Source organism: Legionella sp., from assembly GCF_965140895.1.
GTDB lineage: Bacteria > Pseudomonadota > Gammaproteobacteria > Legionellales > Legionellaceae > Legionella.
Map to the genome: position 1 here is coordinate 13,400 of NZ_CBCSKT010000109.1, position 24,982 is coordinate 38,381.

Below are 24,982 nucleotides of genomic sequence, written 5' to 3' on the forward strand. Positions count from 1 at the left end.
AGCCTCTATTCTCAGGAGAGCCTCATGTTATCAAAAGTGCAGTTGCTTCAGTTTATTGAGGAATGTCAAAAATTACCCCTTACCTTTTCTGCTTCACTAGATGAAAGAAAAATCTATTGGATGAGATTAGAAGCTGAAGTTGGTTTTGTTTTTTTTAAAAATTTGGCAGAGCAGTCTGATTTTGAAAACGAACAGGAGGCAATAGAACAACTTATTAGAAGATATTTTGCTGAACGAGGAACTTTATTCGGTGAAAAAAGCAGTATTGCCTATCTGAATCATCCTTTTGCACCAATCAATCAGCTGTGCCTGAGGATTGCTCAGGTAATTGCCAAACCTGAAGAATCGGTTTGGACGATTTTAATGCCTTCAGTCCAGAAATTATGCCGTTCCTTGGTGTTTTCATTTAAAGAAGACACAGAAGAGGAAGGGCATTTTCCTCTTGAACTCTATGGGTTAAACCAAACCCAGACGCAATTAATTCCCGTAGCCGAAATTTTTAGTCGAGCAAAAGTGAATACCAATGCGCTTTTTCCCGATTTTCAACAGGATTTAACAGCGCTTCAGTACACGCTAGGCGGGCGCGATTTTTTAACTCTGGAACAAATCGCTGGTGAAGCTGGTTTTCGCTATATGCGTGCGTTAAAGCAAAAACATAACCGACAATTCGATGATCAAAGTATTGGCTTTGCTATTAGCAAGTTGATTCGGGAGTTGAAACGGGGGGCTTCGGGGGATGCTGGGACAGAACTTGTTGCGGATAATGAGGTACTTGCTAGTCCCATCCAGACTTTTTATACCTTATGGAGATCTCTGCCTGAAAACATTCGGGCACAAGTGGCTCCTTTGAAATTGAAGCATTATGGTTACGCTAATGTTACTTTAGAGTGTTATTTTATAACTCTATTTGCACGCTGCCTCGGATGTGAGCTTACTGATGAAGAAGTACTGCTACAAAAGGAAGCAGATATTTTTCCCTGTGCGAATCAAATTTCAGACTCACTCGATGAATATTTAACCCAGCATGCGCAATTATACATCATCAAAATTAATGAACAGGAAACTGAGGTACAAGAGCATTCTGATTTGAAACTGTTACGTGATGAAGCATTAAAGGCTTTAAAAACACGTGGACAAAGTATGGGGTTGGATGACGATCAATTGTGGTATAAGCTGGTCCAGCTAATGACGTTCCTAGATTATTCTGTATCTGCTATAGCCCAGGTAATTGCAGGTGAAATACGGAAAATGCAAGATTTACTCTCGTTAATACCTATAAACCCACAATTATTTACAGCAATACTAGACTGTCTCCAGGAGAGATTAGGTCAGTTGTCTTTTAATGAAAAAAAGACATGCAAGGTATTACTCCATTTTTCTGCTGAAAAACAACAAATAATTATTCAAGCTAAATCCACGGCAATCGCGGAGCTCATTCGGGCTGAACCGGAACAATATGACTTGATTCACCAAGTCTTGAAACCAGAACTTTGGGACGATTTTGAGCAAAATTACTTACAGGCCATGTGTGATGGCATTAAAAGTGGTGGTGACTGTGTATTTTTAATGAGTGAGCTAAATGAGACTGCAGTTGTCGCTATGCTGACTTATTTACAACCAAGACTCCATGAACTATTTAACAATTTTGATTTTGCAAAACTTTTTACTTATCGAGTTAAAGTACAGCAAAAATTGTTGATTGATGCTCTTTTTGAACAACTAATTCAATGGTTTAGTCCCAATATTTATTCCCGCTGGGATCGATATTGGGAGTGGGATAGCAAAGTTTATTTTCTTAACCGATATTTAAATGGTAGAACAGATGTTACTGGTTTTGATGAGCTATTAAAGATGCTGGTGCAATGGGAGCGTAGGGCGTTAATGCATGCGGCTATGCTCGATCATTTTAAACCGCAATTAAAAATGTGGATAACCAATAGTCGGCGCTTAGAGTTATTGATTCAGAACGTATATATCAAGAGTAATACGTTACATGAGTTTTCTTCTTTAATAGATGATAGTGCATTATTCTGCCGTTGGCTTGATTTTCATCCTTCTGCTTTGCGGTCGAAAGCTATCTTCGCTGTGGACTTTAGCCAGTTTATTCGTTCTTTCAGTGAGTTTCACACTTTGGCTTCTCGGTTAGAAAAAGCAGAAGAGCAAATGGTAATTGAACGACTAGGTAATACCGTAACGTGTACCCCTGATGAATTGACACAAGTTATAGCGAATACAACGTCAGGTTTTATTAGGGCCTTGGAGGATTATCTTAGGGAGTACCGTAATTGTGGTGCTGTGCGGGTTGTAAATAATTTATTGAAAAAACTGCATAATCCAGAGGTGTCTTTAGCGGAACTCATTAAATTTTTTCAGTATGAAAAGAAAATGATTGGCTCTGAGTACGTTGGTTCTTCCTTTTTCTTTTTAACAGCGAGGAATAGTCGCTTACATACCTTATTGGAGCAATTTGTGAACGAGTCACAAGAACTGCTCGATGTAGTGCTGCGATTTATCCCTAATGATGGGCTTTTGCAAGGAAATATGTTGGAATTACCTGATAATATTAAGGCATTTATTGAGTGATTACATGATTTCTGTTCGCACTGGTACTCTTTATAAACAAAAAGCTTAATTTACATGTTGATGCCAGATTAAGGATTAATGCAGTGATAAGCATAAAGCTTATGTTCTTTATGCTTGAACGCATAGGTACGCGTAGGTAGTCTTTGGCATTGGGTAAAATGCTGAGCTAAACACACGCTACGGTCATAAATATCAATATATAACGCCTCTTTTAAGGTTTTGTCGCTAATCTGTTTATTAATCGTGGCACTCCATTGAGCATATTGATTTTGTTGTGTGTCACAACCTAAGGTATAAACCGCGGGATTATTTTTAAGGAAAAATAACATGCGTGCGGCAAACCAACCTGAGGTTAAAACGGGGCTGGTAAGTTGAGGATAATCTTCATTGAATTGTTTGATTAGATAGTAAGAGACAAGCTTTTTTGCTTTAACGATAGGGAATGCATAGGTATTATCGATAACAATAAAAAAGCTTATTAGAGCATAGATTCCAATCAACGCGCTGGCCAATTTACGATAGGGAAAGATTTCAAAACAATATCCTAGCAATAAGGCGCTGCTAATCAGGTAAGGCGCTAGCCAATACTCTCGAATTTCTGCTTTACTTGCTGTGTATAGGTAAAAACACAGAAAGGTAAGGCTCACAATCCGACATAGTTTTACGATTAACTCTTTATTCGTATCCAATTTTCTTGTTCCCCACAAAAATGGGGGAAGAAGCATCACATTTAAACAGGGAAGAAATTGGGTGACGAAGGTTTTTCCTGCATTAAAGAAGGGATTTACTGCAGTACTTAGCTGATGGGTAGTCAGTTGATAGATAAACGACTGCCATTGATTTTGATAATTCCAAATAATGACAGGGCTAAAAATAGCGATGGAGAGCAATAAGGCTAGGTAAACGTGTTTGTTTTTAAAAATTGAACGATATGGGCTGGAGATTAAGAAAATAAGCAGGGCGAGGATTAAGACGATACCGGAATATTTTGAAAGCATCATTAGGCCGGCACTGGCTCCTATAAAATAGAGCTCTTTATAGTTATTGGTTTTTAAGAATTTTACGGTGTAATAAAGGGTTAGAGCCCAAAATAGGGTTAGCGGGGTGTCATAGGTGGTTTGTTTTAATATATCCAGGGTGACTAGTGGGGAAAATAGCCAGGAGAGTGTGGCAATGTAGCTGCTTTTTTTTGATAAGAAAAAGCGCGCAGTTTTATAGATAATCCAACTGGTAAGTGCGGTATTCGCAATGCCTACGAGGCTCAACGCAAAAAGGGTATGGCCAAATGCTAAGGTGGCTAGCTTGATAAGATAGGCAATCATCGGGGAGCCATCGTAATAAGACAAGGCGAGATGACGACTCCATTCCCAATAATAGTAGGTATCAAATGATAATAAATTGATAGGCGCAAGTCCTAATAGCACCACGAAGTAGAGAGCCAGAAGAAGACAAGTAGCACGTGTGTAGGTCATAGAATTAGCGGTCGCCTTTAATTGTTGAGTGCAAGCTTTTCTCCCCAGATATGGCGAGAGTAGGTGAAATAATTTAAAAGGGACATTAAACCAATACCAACGCCCATGATTATATTTTCTTGCAGTGCTCCATCACCAAAACACAAGACGCCCAAGCGTAGCCAATAGCTTTGTAAGTAGATAATACTAATTGAATAAATCGAAAAGAGGGCGAGCCGTTGCATTTTTAGCGCACGTGATACGGAGTAGCGCGTGCGAAAAGTAATTTTATTATTCAAAATAAAGTTATTAATGATGGCTGCCAATACGGCAAGCTGCGAGGCACTAAATGGTGACAGATGCAGGTAGTTACGTAGCAGGTTATAAACTCCAAATTGCACTACCATGCCCATGGAACCCACCAGGCACATTTTTAAATAACGTCTGAGTTCGTAATAGCGAAGGGTAAAGACAACCCGTAACGAGTCAGAAATGCTATTTTTGGGGAGTTTACTTTCTCCTAAATCCCGATCAATGAACTCTATGGGAAACTCGCGAATTCGCGCTTTATTTTTGTGGAGTAACCATAATAGCTGTAACTTGTAAGCATAATGATTCGTTAAAAATTGTTGTGGAAGTATTTTTAATAAGTGCTGACGACGTGTCGCACGAAAGCCACTAGTAAAATCTTTATATTTGGGCGTAAGCATCGCTCTGGCAATGTAGTTACCTAAAACGGAAAATAATTTACGATGAAACGCCCAGTCTTTAGGAATACTTCCACCTGGGACATATCGACTGCCCACAACACAATCGCAGTGTTCTAATTGTTCTAAAATCGGGCCAATATATTTAGGTTGGTGGGATAAATCGGCATCAAACTCAAAAATAATATCTGCATTCATCTCATCAAGGGCATAGTTCATAGCCTGCAGGTAGGCTGAGCCTAATCCTGATTTGGCTGATTCCGAGCACAAATGTAACCGTGGATAGTGTGCTTGTAATGATTGAACAATCACCTGAGTATTATCAGTAGAGGCGCTATCAAAAATTAATATATGCAGCTCATAATTAGGAATAGGGCTGGTGTCAGCAAAGACTTGCTCTATAGTGGTTTCAATGACCGAGGCTTCATTGTAGGTCGGGATAATGACAACCACTTTTTCCTTGGTTAATAACGCATCCATGTGTGCATCAAGAGCATCTGATTTATTTGCTTCGAGAGTCAATTTTATATCCGACTGAGGATTATTTTGGCTAGAGTGTATCAATTAATTTTTGGAAAAAAAAGGTGTGTATTTATTCCAGCAGGAGGGGGATATAAAATTTATAAAGCTTGCATATCACCTCCTTTTTGCAAGGTGTTTATTGTCTCTTAACACGAGTACTCCTCCTTAAAGCGGGTGAACTCAAATTGGATCCAAAAACAACTTCCTTTTCCAATTTCAGATTCAAATCCTATGCTTCCATTCATTTTTTCTACCATTTGTTTGCAGATATGCAATCCAAGCCCAGTCCCTTCTTTGGTATTTTTATGGGAAGAATCATCTTGAGAAAATGGGGTAAAGATCCTGTTATGGAATTCTTTTGAGATCCCTATACCGTTATCTTCTACACGAATACAAACGGAATTTTCTATGCACGAGGATTTTATTACCACGGAGCTTTTGGGGGGGGAAAACTTAATGGCATTGGAAAGAATATTGGTCATTACTTGCTCAAATCTGTCTGCATCAACATTGATATAAATTTCTGAATCTACAGGTTCAGCACAAATGATTACATCATATTTATCTGCATAAGCCTGGTTTAAGTTTTTTGTTTGTTTTAACAGCTCGGCAAGATTTTCCTTTTGAATGGCAAATCTCATTTGACCGCACGCTATTTTATTCATATCCAGCATATCATTAATTAACAAAATTAAGCGTTCGCAATTATCATTTGCAATGTTTAACAGATTATGGATTATTGGGGATAATTCTTCTGCCATATCATCAAGAATAAAGCCTAGAGATGCACGAATAGAGGTAATCGGAGTACGTAACTCATGACTTATCATCGAAACAAATTCATTTTTTATATTTTCTATTTGTTTTCGTTCCGTGATATTTTCAATAACGCCGAGATAACCTGTAATCACTTGTTCTTGATTTTTTAATGGGGTTGCTGTGAGTCGAACTGGAAAACGAGAGCCATTTTTTCTAATAAAGGTCCATTCTCCCTCATCCGAACCGAAGCGTTTTGCTTTCTCCACAAATACATCAAAGTGAGGGGCTATCGTATAACCTAATTCATCACTTAAATCGGTTGCTTTTTGGATAATTTCTTTAGGGTCATGCCAGATAGCAGGGGTTTCTTTTCCTATTATCTCATGAGCGCTGTAGCCTAATTCATTTTCAGCGGCATGATTGAAAACAGTTACTACGCCTGAGGCATCTGTAGCAATGATGATGTGTTTTGCACCGGTTAAAATGGCATTTTTTAATTTGTTAGATTCTTGTAGTGCGATCTTGGCGTTAACTCGTTCATTAATATCAGCAACAGAGCCTGCCATTCGAATCGCATTACCAAATTGATCCCATGTTGCTTGGCCACAGGCGTGAAACCAACCAAAATTTCCTTCTTCATCTTTAAACCGATATTCAATATCATAAGGACCATTATGATGTAGATGGTCATTCAGCATTTTTGCTGTTTCATCTTTGTCATCAGGATGCAAATTGCTCATAAAATAATCCATGTTTGGAATTTGTAATTTATTTTTAATTCCAAACATTTTTTTTAATTTATCTGACCAATACATTTTGTCTTCGTTTATTTTCCAGTCCCATAATCCAACACTCATTCCATCGACAACCAAATTATAACGCTCCTCGCTTTCTTTCAATTTTTTATGAGAATCTTCAAGATATAATGATTTAAGGTGGGAGATCATTATAGAGCGGAAAAAAACCGCCAAGAGTAACGCAATAATTAAGTTAGATATTAAAATCATCAACGGTAATTGGTTTTTTTGGTATTTAATAAATTGTTTTGTAGGAATTAATTGTAAAGTCCACGTATTTTTACCAAAGCTAATTTCCTTTGAGAAGGCAAAGTCACTTTCGATTGGAGTATTAATTTTATTTTGGAAGTAAACCTGGGCTCCTTGACTTAAGGTAATGTGGTAATTATGAAGTAGCGATTGGGGAATGCTTTGATTAAAAAACTCACTGATAGAAAATATTCCTGCAAGTAAGCCACCAAATTGCTGATTAATGGTTAACGGAAAATAAACAGTAAATGCATTACGCCCTTGTGTCAACGTGAACGATCTCACGTTAGCCAAATTATTGGTGGTTGTTACATTTTTCAAAGCAATATCTGCAGATGAAATATTCATACCGATAAGATTCTTGTTGTCCTCCAATGGCTTCACCCAACGAATACGGTAGGTTGGATCAATCCATTCAACAGTATGGAGACCTTTAAGGGTATCAATATAATTGGTAGCATCCATGCTCCATATCTTATACGGAGTCCCCTCAGCTTGTTCCCAGCGTCGCGCCATACGCTCTAACGCATTAATACCACTTTGTAACTGGGCTTTCACTAATAAATCGATTGTGTTTAACTCACTTATAAGCAGTTGCTCTAAATAATAGGACTGATTATTTTCCAGAATCAGGTATAGTTTGGTTGCTCCAAACGATAAAATAATAAAAATAAATGCAGGAAATAAATAACCCTCTCTACTTGCTAACCATTCTTGAGTAGAGGTCTTTTTCATCGCATTAATAAACAGAAATAAGGCAAATACCGCGCTAAACAAAAAACCACAAACCAAAATAATGAGAGGGAAGTAACTTTTTTCAGTTGCCTCAAACAAGGGGGTACTTTCCCAAACGATGAGCCATTGTTTTTGCATTACGTTGATGACACTGCTTTGTTTAAAAACACTAGGATATACCTGAATATTTTTGTCACTTTGGTAAATTAAATTCGTTTGGTGCGGTTTGTTCCCTTCATAAATTTTTACATTTAAGTAGCGATTTTGGTTTTCTGTTAACTGGCTAATAAAATTTCTCGCCAGTATCGCTAAATACACCCATCCGCTGTGCGTACCGTACTGTGATGAAGAACTTAGATGAATAGGGTGTAAAATTAAAAATCCTGCGGTTTTTTGATCATCCTGTACCAATTGAAGGCTGTCGCTAATCGTTGTTTTACCTGTTTCGCGAGATAATAATGCGGCATTTAGTCGTCTTTTTTCAAATGCAATATTTAGACCTAGCGCATTTATATTTTCCTTCTGTGGTTCAATGTAGGTAATAATAAAGTAATTAGAGCCAGAATACGATTGAGGATAAAGCTTGAATTTTTTATCGCCATCTAAACGAACTTGATTGACAAAAGGAGTTAGCTCCTTTTTTTTGACAGACAGGATTAAGCCTAATCCTTCAATACCGATTAAATGCTGCGCATCGACTAATGTTTTAGCATAGTTTTTCCAAATTGAGCGAGATATTTGAGGTGATGCCTTTAAAAAAGCCGCAGTAGCTAATAATGTATTTTCATAGTTGGTAAAATTACTAAGTAAAGAGCGCTTGTTTTCAGCAATTAAAGTCTGAAATTTGCTAAGGGATTGTTCATAGGCTTCTACTGAAAAAATCCTCCATAAATAAAATGTCACGCTTAAACTCATTAAAAGAGTTAGTATGCCGAAAGAGGACAGGGTATTTAATACATGCCCCTTCCAAGTGGTTTGATTTTCTTTTAAGGGCAGGATAAGGATCAGTGGAAAAAAGACAAGCACACCTAATGTATCCCCAGACCACCACGTAAGCCAGCTGTTTACTAGAAGTTCCTTAGTTATAATTCCGTTTGTATAAAGGCAAAAAACGCCAATAGTCGCAGCAATAAGGCATGCCACAGGAGCGCCTAGAAGAAATACTTTGGTGATTTGGCTCGAACGATTCATGTGTAATGGAAGTCCTACAAAATGTCGTATAAGCGAATAGCCTGCTAAAGCTTGTATTGTTGAGCCAATCGCTATTCCACTCGCAGAGATTATATTAGGTAAAATAAATCCCACATCGGGCGTATAGATTCCTGAGAGGCGACTGTTTAATACAAAAGAACCAATGAAGATCCCTGGCCAGAGATTAGAGCCATGAGCAATCAGTACGCCCAAGGCTATACCTGATGGTGGCCATATTATGGTTGCATAACCAGGAGGAATTGCCAAGTAAAGACCAAGTTTCCCCATAATAAAATAAAGAAAAGCAAGGAAAAACAATTTGAAGGCATAAGCGTTATATAGAGGGCGTTGCGGTGGCATGAGGTTAATGCATCCTTGTATTAAACAATATGGGGTATTTTTTTTCCAAAAAGCACGCTTAGTATTCTTTAAACATATCCGGGGTATCTGGTGGCACAAGCACTGCTTTTTTTGCCTGAGTTAGTAAGTCGGTAGTCTTCTTTTTGTTTACAAAATCCATCCCGTTTTGCAATATACTGGAAAAGATTTTATCTAATTCGCGGAGTATTTTACTCAGCTCTTTATACCCATGGGTGCCACTGGAGCCAGATAAATCATGTATTTCTCTATAACAGGTACATAGGCCATCCTCATCTGACTCTGATTCAGTTATTTGTAACCATGTTATCTCTAAGGCTACAATTCGTGGATGCAGTTTTTTAACATAATCTTTATGGATTGCTGCTAGAATTTTATTGGTCTCTTTGTCCATTTTATCTTTCGTTTATTAGTAGTCGTTTTTTACTTTGCTCATATTCAAGTTGCATAAATTTACGTTTGATTAGTAAATTTTTGATGCGTGCAAGAAGCTCTTGTTCAACTAGTGGTTTTACTAAATAATCATCGATACCCACGTGAAAAAATTCTATTCTTCGAGATAAATTATCTGAGCCTGTAGTGATAATAATTGGGATGATGGAGTTAACGGTATAATTAGAGCGTAAACGATAAATGAGAGACAGTACACTTTCGTGACCATCGACCAATACATCAGAAATTATCAAGCTGATCTGATTATGCATTATAAAATCAAATACCCCATCTGTACCGGTGAAATGAGAAACTTTTGCTCCTGCCGCGTTTAGTATTTTAATCACTTTTTCTGCTTCATTTAATTCATCTTCGATATAAAGAATATGGCATTTCATCGATGGGTTGTTGATTAATTTTTGAGCTGCGAAATTTTCAAGCTGATCATAAATAAGTTTGATATTATTTTTGGATAATATTTCAGTGATTCCCCGTGATAAGGCTTGTCTAATATGATCATTAGACAATGAAGAGGTGGTTGTTAAAAAAATAGGCGTTTCATTAGATACCCAGTGTTCGCATCGACATTTTTCGGCAAAATCCATCCCAAAACCATCGTTGAGCTCATTGGCTACCAAAACCATATCGAATTCAGAATTTTTAATCTCTTTTGTCGCTTGCTTTACCGTTTCAGAAAGTGTTATTTCATAACCTAATTTTGCAAATAAATTACCAATAACTTTTCTAAAAATACGACTACTATCAATTATCAAGACATTCATTGTCAGATTTTCCTTTTCGCTTCCGTTCCACTAATAGTATAGTCAAGAATAGTTATCAATGTAGAACAACATTAACTAAATAAGGACGTGATGCGATGACTCCAGAGTTACAAAAGATACTTTATGCTGAAGATGACAAAGATATTCGAACTATTGTAATGACGATTCTACAGCGAAAAACCAATTACCAAATAGAGTGTTGTGATACAGGATTAAAGGCACTGGAAATTGCTCAATGGTTTGTGCCTGATTTAATTATATTGGATGTTAATATGCCGGATATGGATGGAATAACCACGTTTCAAGCACTCAAAACTATTGAGTTGTTAAAGAAGGTGCCGGTAATTTTTATGACTGCAAAAGTTCAAAATCATGAAATAGACAATTACTATGATTTAGGTGTCAATTATGTGATTGTTAAACCTTTTAGTCCAAAAGAACTTGTAGAACTCATTCAACAAACCTGGAATAAATCAATAACTGCTTGTTCGGAGTAATTATTTTAAAATCAATGTCTCTATTATCTTTTAGGAGAGCCTATATTTTTTTATTTCTGATCTATACTCAATTGTAAATAATAATCAATGCAATGACTTGAGACGAACTTTAGCTAAGTTAATTATTTGATTTTGATTTGATTTCGTAAGACCAGCACTTTTATGTATGGGCTCATTTTCAATAATTATTCTAGTTAGTTTAATTGGTGGTTATGGGGCACCAATAATCTGTATGAGGCATTACGCACGGAATAGAAATTATGACGGATCAAATAGACGAAGACGAAGAAATCATTCAAGAGTTTTTAATTGAATGTGGCGAGCATTTAGATATCTTAGATAATGGCTTGGTTATTATTGAGCAAGATCCATCTGATAAAAAAACATTATCTTCTATTTTCAGATCCATACATACCATTAAAGGTGGTTCGGGGATGTTAAGTTTTAACAAGCTCGAACGACTGACGCATAGTGCAGAAAATCTATTGTCTTTGTTAAGAGATGGCAAGCTGAATCTCAACACCAATATGATAACTGTATTATTAAGTACGATGGATGCGGTACGTACGATGCTAAAAAGCATTTCAGTAACGGGAGCTGATGGAGAGAATTTATATAATGATGTAATTGAAAACATCAATCACTTAATTGAATCGCCTGAATCTGCAATAACCACAAAAACAGTGGGAGAGTCCCAAGTCGTAGCATCGGTTGAAGATAAAGAACTTACAGAACCACTCGTAGTTAACGAGTTACCCTCATCTGCTCCAGCACTTGAAATAAGTACCGATATCATTTCAAGTTCACAAGAAGCATCAGTCCTCATTGAAGAAAAAATAGATCCCTCCACAAGCGTGATTCAAGAGGATATCCAACATGCTGAATCAAAAACGAATATGCTCAATGAAGCCAGTATTCGTATTAATGTTGATCTTCTTGACAAGTTAATGAATTTAGTTGGTGAATTAGTATTATCACGAAATCAAATATTGCAATTTGTATCGACTATTTCTGACTCAAATTTTATTACTGTATCACAAAGGCTTAATTTAATTACTTCAGAACTTCAAGAAGGTGTAATGAAAACCAGGATGCAGCCTATTGGGAATGTCTGGGGTAAATTTATACGTGTGGTTCGTGATTTGGCAACCAGCTGTAACAAACGGGTTAATTTAGAAATGTATGGCAAAGAAACAGAACTCGATAAGACCCTAATCGAAGCAATTAAAGATCCCTTAACTCATATTGTTCGTAATTCTGTCGATCATGGTATTGAAACCCCTGATGTACGCAAAGCTGCGGGCAAGCCTGAAGAAGGAACTTTGAGCCTTAAGGCGTATCATGAAGGGGGGCATGTCCATATAGAAGTTTATGACGATGGTGGCGGGATTTCCGCAGAAAAAGTGAAGGCAAAAGCATTGCAGAGGGAGTTAATCACCGGGGAACAAGCAAATCGTATGAGTGAGAGAGAGGCTCTGAATTTGATTTTTTTACCTGGCTTATCTACTGCGGAACGCATAACGAATGTTTCCGGTCGTGGAGTGGGTATGGATGTGGTTCGCACTAATATTGAACGCATTAATGGAACCATAGAACTTCAAAGTAAACCAGGTCAGTTTACCCTCTTAAAAATTAAAATACCTTTAACTCTTGCTATCATCCCTGCATTAATCGTGACCTGTCAGGAAAACCGATATGCGATACCACAAAGTAGTTTACTGGAACTTGTGCATCTTGAGCCTGAAGACATCAAAGCCAACGTACAGTTTATTAAAGATACCCCTTTATACCGGTTGCGAGGAAAACTATTGCCATTGGTTTACCTTGCCAAGGAACTTGAATTAGTAGATGACCCCACTACGGAAAATACCAGGTCCAGTATTAACATCGTTGTCTTGCAAGCAGGAGAGGTGCAATTTGGCCTGGTTGTTGATCATATTAACGACACCCAAGAAATTGTTGTGAAACCGTTAAGTAAACTCTTAAAAAATCAATTTGCTTTTTCCGGGGCAACGATTATGGGCGACGGGAAAATTTCGTTGATCCTTGATGTAACAGGATTTGCCCGTAAAGCCGGTTTGTTATCATCTAATTTAGAGGCAAAAAGGTTAAAACAAGTCACTCAAATACAAGAAGATCCGAGCCAGAAGCAGGCGCTTCTCCTTTTACGTGCAGGCATTGATAAATTAATGGCTGTACCCATGAGCAAGGTCCAACGAATAGAAGAATTTATGATATCCAGCATTGAGACTGTTGGTGAGCAAGAGGTGGTGCAATACCGTAAATCGATTATGCCTTTAGTTCATCTGGGGGAGTTTATTAATCAATCAAGACTGGTAAAAGAAGAGAATGAGAAAGTTCAAGTCGTTGTTCATTCTTTGGGGGAAAGGAATTTTGGCCTCATTGTCGACCATGTTTACGACATTGTGGAGGGTAATTATGAGGTACATAATCATATTAAAAGAAAAGGGATTTTAGGAACTTCCATCATTGAGGAAAAAGTAACGGAAATCCTGGATATAGATTTCATTATAAATAATGTATTGCCCCATTACTTTAATCATACTATTTCAGAGACTGAATTATGAGTGAATCACGCCAGATATGTACTTTCTATGTAGATAAATTTTTCTTTGGAATTGATGTCAATAAGATCCAAGAGGTAATTCGCTATCAGGAAATGACTTCTATCCCACTCACGTGCGATGTGATTAGAGGAATCATTAATATGCGTGGGCAAATAGTTACGGCTATAGATATGAGAAAAAGGCTTCTTTTTTCTGAGTTATCAGATGAGATAAAGCCTACAAATATTGTAATACAAACCGATGATGACCCCGTAAGCCTTTTGGTAGACAGTATCGGGGATGTTATCAATATTCCAAATGATTTCTTTGAGGTGCCTCCTGAAAATTTGAATGGTGCTATTCGGCAAGTATTAAAAGAGGTCTGTCAATTTGAAAAGCAGTTATTGCTCATACTCGATCTGGAACAAGTACTTCAATTACATGAAATGGAATCGAATTAATTTAAATAGAAACACATGTTAAGGACAAAAAATGGCTATCAAAAAAATGGATTCAAGCATTACTAATGCAGACTCAAAAAACAAGAAAGCAGATAAAGAGAGTGAACATGACAGCCTTAGAGAGAAATATGAATTACTCCATAAAGAACATGCAGCCTTATTACGTGTTATTAATCTGACGAGCATTGTTTCTGTAGCCGATAACAGAGGAAATGTTTTAACTGTAAATGATAAATTGTGCGATGTATCCCAATACAGCCGTGAGGAGTGTATCGGTCAGCCCCATAATATGTTTCGTCATCCCGATATGTCGAAGGCAGTATTCAAAGAAATGTGGGCAACGATTGGCACGGGTAAAATATTCCGCGGAAAAATTAAAAACAAAAAGAAAGATGGAACCCCTTATTACGTAGACGCGGTTATTTCTCCTGTTTTAGGTGACGATGGCAAGCCAATGAGTTACTTGGGCGTGCGCTATGAAATTTCTGAATATGAAACTAATTACAATTATTTAAAAGCCTTATTGGGGGCTATCAACTCCAGTTATGCAATGATCGAATTTGAGCCTAATGGTACGGTCATTTCGGCTAATGAAAACTTTCTCAAGCTTATGGGCTATTCCTCAATAGATGAGCTTTCCGGGAAACACCACCGAATATTTATAGATAAAGAGGAGTCTCAAAAAGAAGCTTATAGCAAATTTTGGGATGAGCTATCTCATGGTAAATCGTTTAAAGGGGAATTCAAACGCATTACCAAAGATGGGGATGAGGTGTGGATTAATGGTATGTATGCCCCTATGCTCGATGACATGAATCGAGTGATAAAAGTTGTGAAGCTCGCCAACGATGTTACGTTAGAGAAAAAACGAGAGCTTGAATTGATGAAAAAAGTAGATTCTATTTTAGAGGTGGTCAATGCCGCGAGTGAGGGGGATTTAAGTAAAGAGATCATCGTTAATGGCAATGAACCGATTGATCTTGTCTGCGTGGCTCTAAAAAAATTTATGGGAGCTTTGCATCATGATTTAAGCTTAATTTCTACAAATATTGAAGCGTTAACCAGCTCCTCTGATGAACTCAATGCTATTGGGCAACAAATGGCCGGCACTGCTGAGGAAACCTCCATACAATCCACCATTGTTTCTACCTCGGTTAATCAAGTCAGCCAAAACATTCAAACGGTTGCTGCGGGTATTGAAGAACTTGATGTCAGTATCAAAGAGATTGCTAAAAATGCATCTAATGCAGCTCAAGTTGCTACGCAAGCAGTCAATCTTACGGATGATGCTAATCTAACGATGGCGAAACTAGGTGACAGTAGTATGCAAATTGGGAATGTTGTTAAAGTGATTACTTCTATCGCTCAGCAAACCAATTTACTTGCTTTGAATGCTACTATTGAGGCAGCTCGCGCAGGTGAGGTGGGTAAAGGATTTGCCGTAGTAGCTAATGAAGTTAAAGAGCTTGCTAAAGAAACAGCCAAAGCAACGGAAGATATTAGTCGTAAAATTGAAACAATACAGTCCGATACTCAAGAGTCTGTAGTTGCAATTACCAAGATCAGTACAATTATTAAAGAAATCAATGAAACTCAAAACACTATTGCCTGTGCTGTCGAGGAGCAAAGTGCAACCACTAATGAAATCGGTCGGAGTGTTTCTGAAGCCTCTCAAGGAGGTATCGAGATTTCTGAAAATATACATGGAGTGGCTCAAGCCGCAAAAGACACTGCGGAAGGCGCAAGCAATAATCAACTGGCTTCTGAAGAGCTGACAAAAATGGCGGCTGATTTGAAGAAAATTATGGCCCAATATACGTTTTAAATCCTTATTGTTACGGAATATGCTAAAAAAATAGGGGTATTTATGAAGAAAGTATTGTTGATAGATGACTCTAGATCCGCTCGTACCTTGTTAAAGCGTATTTTTATTGGACTAGAGAAATGGGATGTTAAAGAGGCGGGAAATGGGCAAGAAGCTTTAGATCAATTACATGCTGGTGAAACATTTGACCTCATCTGTATTGATTGGAATATGCCTGTTATGGATGGTCTTGAATTCATTAAAGCCGCTAAAAAAACAGTGGGATTAGAATCCACCTGGATGATGATGGTTACTACAGAAACAGAAATGAGTAACATGCATAAAGCAATGGTTGCCGGGGCTAATGAGTATGTTATGAAGCCTTTTACTAAAGAGGTGATTTTAGGAAAGCTCGAAATGATGGGATTATTAGCAGAATATTAATGGAGTTTTTAAGAGTAGCTTAATATGAAAAAAATCAGGGTGATGATCATTGATGACTCGGCATTAATGAGACAAATTATTAACAAACTCATATCGAAGGATCCAGAAATAGAAGTTATTGCCTCTATTAGCAATGCTGTATATGCTTTAAATATGATCAATAGACTTAAACCCGATCTGGTTACCCTGGATATAGAAATGCCTGAAATGGATGGGCTAACTGCGTTAACTGAACTAAGAAAAACACATCCTACCCTTCCTGTAATCATGTGCAGCACTCTTTCACTTAAAGGGGCTGAAGTGACGATAGAGGCTTTGGAACGAGGGGCAAATGATTATGTAACCAAACCCACTTCTCAAAGCTCTCGACAGGAGTCTTTTGAGTCCATGGGAACAGAGTTACGGTGTAAAATTCATGGACTCATGAAGCAATACGTATCCCCTGCATCATCGTTAGTTAAAAAGGAGATGCCTCGAGGCCTGACCGCAAATCCTCTTACTGGTCCGATTGACATCGTGGCAATAGGTATTTCTACTGGTGGGCCAAATGCTTTATCTACCTTAATTCCTAAGTTCCCCGCTGATTTTCCGGTACCCATTCTTATTGTGCAGCATATGCCGGCTCTCTTCACCCGTATGCTTGCTGAAAGCTTAGATAAAAAAAGCGCGATTAACGTGAAGGAGGCTGTTGATGGGGATGTCTTAAAACCGGGCTACGTCTGGATTGCTCCTGGGAACTTCCACATGACATTAGCTAAAGGACATTTTAATTATATAGTACGCTTGAACCAAGAGGCTCCAGAAAATTCATGCAGACCCTCGGTTGATGTACTTTTTAATTCTGTAGCGCAGCACTTTAAGAGCCATGCTCTCGCTGTTGTGATGACAGGCATGGGGCAAGATGGTCTGCTAGGGTGTAAATCCATAAAGGAGTCTGGGGGCCGAGTTTTTATACAAGATGAAGAATCTAGCGTTGTATGGGGAATGCCTGGTGCTGTAGCAAAAGCAAATTTAGAAGATGAAATTTACTCTTTAGACGCAATAGATAAGGCAATTATTAAATCAATAAACCAATTTAGGGTCTCTAAATGAGCAATAATCCTAACTTTATATTTTTACAACAATTTATTAAAGAACAAACCGCTATTGTTATTGATTTAGGAAAAGAATACTTGATAGAGGCTAGATTAGGTCCTGTTGCAAAAGAGTTGGGGTTTCCTTCTATTGATGTTCTTCTCGAAGAGGTTCGAATCAAGCAAAATGATAAATTGAAAACTCGAGTAATTGATGCGATCACGACCAATGAAACATTTTTCTTTCGTGACATTTATCCTTTTGATTTTTTGAAGAATCAAGCGGTACTCGATGTAATAGAAAAAAAGAAATCAGAACGAAAACTAAATATTTGGTGTGCTGCTGCGTCAAGTGGTCAAGAACCCTATACGATTGCGATGATCTTAAAAGACTATGCTGCAAAGCTCGAGGGATGGACCATTAATTTTATAGCCAGTGATCTTTCCGAAACCATGTTAGAAAAAGCGAAATTGGGCATGTACAACCAATTAGAAATAAACAGGGGACTGCCTATGCCTTATTTAGTGAAGTACTTCGAAAAATCAGGTTCTTCCTGGCAGATAAAGCAAGAAATTCGCAATATGATTAAGTTTCAAAAAATTAATTTAAAGCATGCATGGCAATTAGCACGTATGGATATAATTTTCATGAGGAATGTTTTAATTTATTTCGACCTTGATACTAAAAAAGATATTTTTAAGCGTTTGGAATTTGTTTTAAATCCTGATGGATATTTATTTTTAGGCGGCTCAGAAACCCTGTTAGGTATTAGCGATAATTTTGAACGTTTAAAAGTGGAAAAAACCCCTTGTTATCAACTCAAGAAAAAACATTAATTTAGGTGGCTTATGGATACTAATAATTTATCAACCTGGCTCGATGCTTCGATTGGCGCTTTTTATGATTTTGGTGTACAGAATTTTTTTATCGAAGAACATTCTGAACCTCAAATTAACTATATAAATCTATTGAATGAAATTAGCGATCTGAATGGCTCAAGTATTGAGTTAAACATGGATGGTAAAAAGATCAATGTATTTTTCTTGTCGCAACAAGAGACGCTTGACTATATTGCTAATCGTATTTTATGCAATGATGAAAATGAACGACTTGATGAGGCTGATGTAGTTGATGCGATTAAAGAATTGACTAACATCATCGCTGGTGGGGTTAAAAATCGCCTTAGTGCCGAAGTTGAAGGAGAAATCCTGTTGGGTTTACCTTCTTACATCGATAAATACTTTATCAATGAAGACCAATTGGTTTATACCTTAGGTCATTTTAATTTTGATAATAGAGATATTTATATTTTAATAGAAAAAATATCTCTACTTAATTAAGCTTGTCACACAGCAACTGTGGGCTATACTTGTGCCTACAGTTTTGTACCCAGCGTTAATGTCACCGATTCCATAGAGTGCTCAGCTTTTTTTCTAAAATGCTGCAGGTACGGTTGGACTGAATGGAACTCAAATGCCTCTTTGGACTCAAAGCATTCAGTCATGGTGAAGATACTGGAATTTTCCACATTTTGATGCAGATTATAGCTGATGCATCCAGGCTCTGCTCGGGTAGGTTCCAGCAGGGTTAACAAGGCTTTATAGAGCTCCTCTTCCTTGCCAGGTTTGGAGGTAAATTGCGCAATGCAGAGAAAGTTTGCCATTATTCATTCCTTAGTTATGGCTAATAATAGAAATCTCATTTTCGGAGATTTCTATTAAGCATGCAATAATTGTTTAAAATTTACTTTGAATTGAAACCGCTTTTTCACATAGATTGCGTAAGGCGGTGGCTATTTGTTTGGCTTCATTGCTACCCAAATGATAGTCTTTTTTAAATTTTACTGGATCAGTAAAGTTCAGCCAGACTTCTCCCTTTGGGTCTTCGGTAACCATGATTCTTAAGGGTAAGTCTAAGGCTACTGCCGGATTTTCTTGCATTAAGGCGGTGCCTTTAGCGGGATTGCCTATAATTAGGACCTCAGTGGGTAATAAGGATTGATTGACTTTGCAGGCTTCGGTACGGTGATCGATATGGGCAAAAATTTTGCCCCCTTGTTTGTTTACTATAGCGCTTAATCGCTCAATAGTTTGTCGCACTGAATAGGGGCTTTGTATCGTTTCTGCCTTTAGACCACCATCCATTGCCGCTAATTTAATATCAAAGGCTGCGGCAATTTTACGGGCTAACATATCTAGATCCACTAAGTTTTCTTTATTGGCCAAGAGCGTCACGCAGACTAATTCACTTGCTGCGGTAAAACGACTTAAAAAAGCGGAAAACCCGGGGATAGTTCCTTTTATATGCATCAGTCCAGGATGGCCGGGAAATGACCAGCCCGCATTTCCTGAGATTTTTTGTTGATTATCCAACATTGGGCTTTGATATAAGAAGGCTCTATTTTCGGCATTTTTAACGAGAATGCCGCCCGCCAGGCCAATATCCCAAAGGCTAATGTCTTCAGCAGATGCGATGATGCCGCTATTGGCAAAAGAGGATGTCCAGCTTACTTCGGGGGCGATTGTATTGTCAGCCGAATGCCCAACAGCCGGTTCTGCAGGATCAACAAAAATTGGATTTTTTAAAAATTCGCTATGTTTAAATGGGTTGGTACCATTGCCGGTTTCATTTTCCAACGACGATAAGGTATTGATAAAAAAGGTGCGCTGTAATCCCATACGTTCAATTTGATTTTTAGTTACATAGGCTTCATAGCTCATACCACTGGCTTGTTCTACAATAAGTCCGAGTAGATAAAAATTAGAAGCACTAATTTGGCTCTCAGTTCCTGATGGAAATAATAACGTCTGGTCCTTAATAAGGTTAATAATTTCTGTAGCAGTATATTGATGGTGATAAGAAAAGCCTTTAACGCTGGTATAATCAGGTATTCCGGAACTGTGAGTTATCAAATGGCGAATACTGGTTTTTTCCCACGCTCGTGGTGCGGATGAAGGTAGATAGCCTATTATGGAATCCCCCACGTCTAATTTCCCCTCTTCTTGAAGCTGCATTATCGCGACAGCCGTAAATGCAGTGGTTATTTGCCCTACATTAAACAGCGTACGGGTTGAAACCAAGCGCTTAGATTGAGTATCCGCTAATCCATAGCCAACTGCACGCGTAATATACGGAGCTTGTACAATGGCAAGGGACATTCCAGGAATCGCATTTTGTTCCATGTATTCAATAATGAGATCATCTACAGATTGTCCTTGGTAGATTGTGTGAAAATCCCCCCGACTACTTCCTTGACTATCCATTGTTATCTCCTTTTGATAAATAATTATTTTTTCCGTGGTTCAGACAGATCGAAAATTGGTGCGGTATATGCAGGTCTTTTGCCCACAGCAGGGCCTATTTGATAGAGAATAAAATAGGCAATATTCGTTAATGCGAAGAAGGGTAAGAGGTAATACATCATCCGTAGTAATAAAAAACGCAGGCGATGAGTTTCATTATAAGCCAGGGTATACAGTAGTGCGAAAATAGTCGAGAAGGTAACAATACAGATGCATGAAAAGTAGATCGAGTATCCATCGACCATTGATGAGTTACCCCATGCGGACTCTTGCAGACGGTATGCGTAATCTAATATAAATCCAAGGAATAGTCCTATCAGGGTAAAAATATAGATTCCTTTTTTAGCGGCCATCATTTATTTCCTTAGTGATTCTCCTATTAATCATAGTTGATTTTACGATGCTTTTCTGGGCCAATTTCGGACACTTGGCTTTTGTTTTGCTCTGTTTTCGGGTAGAATAAAAGTTTTAAGTGGGCTGGAATAAGAGGGGTTATGCAAAGCAAAGAAGAGCGTGGCAGACAGTGGCTGGGAGATAAAGCATGCACCGAATCTGGGCAAGCAAAATTACTCACAGCCTTATTAATGAGCACTTACATTCAATCAATCGATAATTTGGCGATGATCAAAGATGCGTTCGCAGATAGCTTCAACTCAGAGTTATTTCTTCGTTTGGATATTTATGGTGCACGAGAACGTGGCGCTCTATTATTTGCGAAATTAACGGTCGATGAGGTTTTAGAGCAATTACGGCCTGCTGGAAATCAAGACTTATGTAATGCCCTACAGGATTTAAGTGATATTACTGGGCATCTTTTTAATACTAAAATACCCTCAACGGCGGATGTAAGGAAATTACTGCAGATAGTAAATGAGATATTGGATTTAGATGATGCCGTATTTACAGATAAAGCACTGGCGGCAAATTTATTGTTTACTCTCTTTCTTATTCTTAATTTGGGCGAGCCGACCTTAAAATCGTTGAGTTCCTGGACTTTAAGCATGGTATCTTGGGTTATTCCTATAGACGAAATACAAGAAAGTATCGCTACCTTATTGCGAAAGACCGAAGCAAAGGCTCTCCTTCTTGCACCTAAGCCTGAGGGAGCTGATGAGGAGCCTAATGTTGTTGAGCTTGCCCAAGCCTCTTTTAATCAACAGTATCTCTCATTGCTCACTACTGAATCTTCTGATAAACAAACTGGAAACATTGACGAACTTGCGATTGAAAAGAAGTTGGTGGTAGTTGAAGATACTATGGCCCAGGCTTCTGTCGCTCTTGTGCGTTTAATGACATTACGAAGCAATAACCATGAATTTGAGTTAAAGATTAAATCACTGAAAGTGCTTCTTAATTCGCTAATCGACAATGAGAGTCGTGTTTCTGGTCGGATGTATTTTTTAGATTTGATAGCTAATAACTCAGAGGCTTATCAGGTTTTGCTAAAAACTTTAGCGGAGCAGAAAAAAATAGCTTTTGAGGCTATGGTACAGCAATTAATTACTGTCAACGAGGAACAAAATCTGTCACAGCGAATGTCCTATGGCCTGAGCTGGCTCTCTGTGCCGCTAACGCATGGTTATCGCTACGTTACATCACAAAAAATACAGGATGTCGCTTTAACATGGATGCCATCTACTTGGGATAGTGAATGCAAGGGAGCGCTAAAGCAATTGTTAATGGATACTCTTACTGAGCTTAATGGTAGAGTGGACGCTCAACAAGAAGAAATTAACCGTATTAACAATCAGCTATTTCCGCAGGATAATGATTTAAAACGGCAAATTTTAAGTGAATCAGATGATGGACTTCTGCAGCTGCAGCAAACCGTGACACTCGCAGAGCATGCAGTGCATGTCTATCATGCTTTATTGCGCTCAGTGAAAAAAAATCAACTTTTCCTCAAAAAATACCAGGCAGATGCTGACCGGTTGGCGCATTTTCTCCAGGTGCATAATAACGTTTGGGTTAAGCTTTCCAACTTTTTAGCACAAATGTGCTGGTTATTTAAAAGCGATGCCGCACTAATGGTTCATACCGTCACCGAATGCAAAATTAAACTTGATAAGTTAAATAGGCAATATCAAGCTGCGATCGATAGTTCTTTTCAGAAAATTGATCAAGATGAGGATGTTGATGCGAGTATCAAAAAGCAATTAAAGAAACAATTTTATACGGAAATGGAGCGAGGGCATATTGAGCCTTCTAATCGCCCAATTGGAGAGCATTCTACCCGTTTATTGGTTAAGAATTTGGAGCGTTTATTTGCAACTAATCCTCAGCCTCGAAAGCCTGTTTTTGATGTTAATGAAGACATTGATGATGAGTCGATTGCAATATTTGATTTCTAATGGTCTAAAAAAACTTGTTTTATTTTTTCTTTATGACCAATACGTATCCAATTTAAATCATGATAAGGAAAATTCGAATGTTTATTTTTTTTAGTCAAGAGTGAGATTTTGATAAAACGATGCAGATTTTAAATGCCGGTGCCCTAACTTTAGCTGCAGTACAAATGATAATGGATCCAAGTACTTCATTCCGTTTTGGTTTTGATCTTGCCACTCGTGGTTTAACAATAATTGCATTTAGAAACAAAGATACCTTCTGGGGCCGTTTAGCTGCTTCTGGAGCGAATTGTGCCAGATTAGGCGATGCAACTAGCCAAGGGGTGTTTGGTGTTGCTGAGGTAGCAGATGTGGCCTTGCATAGCACCAACGTAGTAGGTACTCTTTTATCTGGTTCTTATGAGCAGAACCCAGAGACGACTTCTGGTTCTGTGCCTGGACGCAGGTAAGTCGGTTCGTAGATTGGGTCTATGGCTCAATCTACAATATAAATTTTATTACCCTGAGTCTCATTTTTCCTCTTGGCGAAGAGCTACAAAAAACTCCCATCACACCATTAAATTTGAGCTATATTAAACAGTACAGGACTTAATAATAATAAAAAAAAGGACATGTCATGAGCGCTCTTCTGCTATTGGCTTTAGCCGTGTCATCCTATTTGCCGCCGGTACCAGTGCAGTTTATTGAGCAGCAGCAAAAAAAGGTGAATGATGATATTCGCTTTATTAATGGATTAGTCCCTATTGTTTCGGCGGGGCATTCCAGTGTTCAAGACATTAATGATATGAATCTCATGCTTCATAATGAAGCCCCTCATTTAAATCAACAAGTTATTAATAAAGTATTAATGACTCTAAAATGCGCGAATGACTATAATGTGGATCATAACAATATTCTCACTATTATTGATTATTCAATGCCGTCCAATGAAAAACGTTTGTGGGTTTTTGATTTAAAAGAAAAGAAATTATTGTTTCACACCTATGTGTCTCATGGCATTAAATCAGGTGCTTTAGTTTCCAACTATTTTTCCAATCAATACAATAGCAAAGCCAGCAGTATCGGTGTCTATCAAACGCTACAGTCCTATTATGGACGCGATGGACTTTCATTGCGCTTGGATGGTTTAGACCGTAATTTTAATGACAATGCCTCAAATCGTTCGGTGGTGATGCATTCAGGATGGTATGTTGAAGAGAGCTTTATTAAAAAATACGGACGCCCAGGTCGTAGTTGGGGATGTCCGGCCTTACCATTAGAAAATTCTAAAGCCATCATTAATACGATTAAAGATAAATCTTTAATCGTGATTTATTACCCCAGCGATAACTGGTTTAGCAAATCAAGGTTTTTAAACTGTGATAAGGATGTAGCCTCTCATCTTAGCAACCAGATGACTTTGAGCATACCTGCTGCGGCTCCTGACGATCAGCGTGAGGCGATTTTATTTATTAGCAGCGGCTATCGAGGTAAAGCGACTGAAACTAATCCCGTAGCGGTGATTTCTGCAGATGTTTATCAACGTATATTTCATGCTACCGCGCCGCTAAAGCGCATGTTAAGGCGGCAAATCAATAATGCTGAGTATATTGCTTTAAGCACTGCTGAGTTGAATTATTTAGCGAATAATCATACGGCTGATTTAAGTTCAATTTACTTTGTGATTCCTACCATGAAAGAGGTTCGCGGTGGTTATTTTGAAACTCAAATGCAGATTGTTAATTTAGGTAAGATCAAGGAAGTCAAAGCCAATGGGACTCAGGGGACTAGCTTTACTATTTCTTTTGAAGGAAGACCGGCAATTGGTTTAAATGCATCGAATCAGTTTATACGGTGGGTAGGATTGTAATTATTCGGTAGCGTGGTAGCTCACGAATTACCGCTGTCAAGCCGCGGTAA

Annotated in this window: 20 protein-coding genes; 12 read left to right on the plus strand and 8 right to left on the minus strand. The window is 38.1% G+C overall.

All coding sequences use genetic code 11. The features are described 5' to 3' along the window. The first annotated feature begins 24 nt into the window (after window positions 1-24). A complete protein-coding gene (locus ACQY7T_RS11375; RefSeq protein ID WP_428413500.1) occupies window positions 25-2,583 on the plus strand; it encodes a hypothetical protein in 2,559 nt (852 codons plus the stop codon). Window positions 2,584-2,651: 68 nt separating this feature from the next. On the opposite strand, the gene ACQY7T_RS11380 is transcribed toward ACQY7T_RS11375, so the two are convergent. From ACQY7T_RS11380 to ACQY7T_RS11400, 5 genes are all read right to left on the minus strand, one after another. After that, window positions 2,652-4,055 (minus strand): glycosyltransferase family 39 protein, encoded by a 1,404-nt coding sequence (locus ACQY7T_RS11380; RefSeq protein WP_428413502.1) that lies wholly within the window; start codon window positions 4,053-4,055, stop codon window positions 2,652-2,654. A gap of 17 nt (window positions 4,056-4,072) precedes the next feature. Next, window positions 4,073-5,221 (minus strand): glycosyltransferase family 2 protein, encoded by a 1,149-nt coding sequence (locus ACQY7T_RS11385; RefSeq protein ID WP_428413555.1) that lies wholly within the window; start codon window positions 5,219-5,221, stop codon window positions 4,073-4,075. A gap of 188 nt (window positions 5,222-5,409) precedes the next feature. Then, on the minus strand, window positions 5,410-9,354 hold the full coding sequence (locus ACQY7T_RS11390) for a CHASE domain-containing protein (protein WP_428413504.1): 3,945 nt from the start codon (window positions 9,352-9,354) through the stop codon (window positions 5,410-5,412). 58 nt (window positions 9,355-9,412) lie between these two features. Next, on the minus strand, window positions 9,413-9,766 hold the full coding sequence (locus tag ACQY7T_RS11395) for a hypothetical protein (RefSeq protein WP_428413506.1): 354 nt from the start codon (window positions 9,764-9,766) through the stop codon (window positions 9,413-9,415). A 1-nt stretch (window position 9,767) separates the two neighbouring features. Next, window positions 9,768-10,586: a response regulator gene (locus tag ACQY7T_RS11400; RefSeq protein ID WP_428413508.1), complete on the minus strand. Its 819-nt coding sequence runs from the start codon at window positions 10,584-10,586 to the stop codon at window positions 9,768-9,770. Between the two features lie 95 nt (window positions 10,587-10,681). Here ACQY7T_RS11400 and ACQY7T_RS11405 point away from each other — a divergent pair, with 95 nt between their 5' ends. The 8 genes from ACQY7T_RS11405 (at window position 10,682) to ACQY7T_RS11440 (ending at window position 18,773) form a co-directional block, all read left to right on the plus strand. Next, a complete protein-coding gene (locus ACQY7T_RS11405; protein WP_428413510.1) occupies window positions 10,682-11,083 on the plus strand; it encodes a response regulator in 402 nt (133 codons plus the stop codon). Between the two features lie 260 nt (window positions 11,084-11,343). Further along, window positions 11,344-13,671 carry a chemotaxis protein CheA gene (locus ACQY7T_RS11410; RefSeq protein WP_428413512.1) on the plus strand — a complete coding sequence of 776 codons (2,328 nt, stop codon included), beginning with the start codon at window positions 11,344-11,346 and terminating at the stop codon, window positions 13,669-13,671. Further along, window positions 13,668-14,111: a chemotaxis protein CheW gene (locus ACQY7T_RS11415; RefSeq protein ID WP_428413514.1), complete on the plus strand. Its 444-nt coding sequence runs from the start codon at window positions 13,668-13,670 to the stop codon at window positions 14,109-14,111. The genes ACQY7T_RS11410 and ACQY7T_RS11415 overlap by 4 nt, the downstream gene beginning before the upstream one ends. A 31-nt stretch (window positions 14,112-14,142) precedes the next feature. Continuing rightward, window positions 14,143-15,936, plus strand: coding sequence for a methyl-accepting chemotaxis protein (locus tag ACQY7T_RS11420; RefSeq protein ID WP_428413516.1), 1,794 nt, complete (start codon window positions 14,143-14,145; stop codon window positions 15,934-15,936). A 42-nt stretch (window positions 15,937-15,978) separates the two neighbouring features. After that, window positions 15,979-16,359, plus strand: a complete 381-nt coding sequence (locus tag ACQY7T_RS11425) for a response regulator (protein WP_428413518.1) — start codon at window positions 15,979-15,981, stop codon at window positions 16,357-16,359. Window positions 16,360-16,383: 24 nt separating this feature from the next. Then, complete coding sequence (locus tag ACQY7T_RS11430; protein WP_428413520.1) at window positions 16,384-17,451, plus strand: protein-glutamate methylesterase/protein-glutamine glutaminase; 1,068 nt, start codon at window positions 16,384-16,386, stop codon at window positions 17,449-17,451. Continuing rightward, the gene (locus tag ACQY7T_RS11435) at window positions 17,448-18,269 is read left to right on the plus strand and encodes a CheR family methyltransferase (RefSeq protein WP_428413522.1); all 822 of its coding nucleotides are present in this window, start codon (window positions 17,448-17,450) and stop codon (window positions 18,267-18,269) included. Before ACQY7T_RS11430 ends, ACQY7T_RS11435 begins: the two co-directional genes overlap by 4 nt. Window positions 18,270-18,281: 12 nt before the next feature. Further along, window positions 18,282-18,773, plus strand: coding sequence for a chemotaxis protein CheX (locus ACQY7T_RS11440; RefSeq protein WP_428413524.1), 492 nt, complete (start codon window positions 18,282-18,284; stop codon window positions 18,771-18,773). 35 nt (window positions 18,774-18,808) lie between these two features. On the opposite strand, the gene ACQY7T_RS11445 is transcribed toward ACQY7T_RS11440, so the two are convergent. From ACQY7T_RS11445 to ACQY7T_RS11455, 3 genes are all read right to left on the minus strand, one after another. After that, the gene (locus ACQY7T_RS11445) at window positions 18,809-19,096 is read right to left on the minus strand and encodes a putative quinol monooxygenase (RefSeq protein WP_428413526.1); all 288 of its coding nucleotides are present in this window, start codon (window positions 19,094-19,096) and stop codon (window positions 18,809-18,811) included. Between the two features lie 73 nt (window positions 19,097-19,169). Further along, window positions 19,170-20,696 (minus strand): serine hydrolase, encoded by a 1,527-nt coding sequence (locus tag ACQY7T_RS11450; RefSeq protein ID WP_428413528.1) that lies wholly within the window; start codon window positions 20,694-20,696, stop codon window positions 19,170-19,172. Between the two features lie 23 nt (window positions 20,697-20,719). Next, the gene (locus ACQY7T_RS11455) at window positions 20,720-21,091 is read right to left on the minus strand and encodes a hypothetical protein (protein ID WP_428413530.1); all 372 of its coding nucleotides are present in this window, start codon (window positions 21,089-21,091) and stop codon (window positions 20,720-20,722) included. A gap of 138 nt (window positions 21,092-21,229) precedes the next feature. Here ACQY7T_RS11455 and ACQY7T_RS11460 point away from each other — a divergent pair, with 138 nt between their 5' ends. From ACQY7T_RS11460 to ACQY7T_RS11470, 3 genes are all read left to right on the plus strand, one after another. Then, window positions 21,230-23,086, plus strand: coding sequence for a hypothetical protein (locus ACQY7T_RS11460; protein WP_428413532.1), 1,857 nt, complete (start codon window positions 21,230-21,232; stop codon window positions 23,084-23,086). 119 nt (window positions 23,087-23,205) lie between these two features. Continuing rightward, window positions 23,206-23,532: a hypothetical protein gene (locus ACQY7T_RS11465; protein ID WP_428413534.1), complete on the plus strand. Its 327-nt coding sequence runs from the start codon at window positions 23,206-23,208 to the stop codon at window positions 23,530-23,532. A 167-nt stretch (window positions 23,533-23,699) separates the two neighbouring features. Further along, window positions 23,700-24,932: a murein L,D-transpeptidase catalytic domain family protein gene (locus ACQY7T_RS11470; protein WP_428413536.1), complete on the plus strand. Its 1,233-nt coding sequence runs from the start codon at window positions 23,700-23,702 to the stop codon at window positions 24,930-24,932. Window positions 24,933-24,982 lie beyond the last annotated feature (50 nt).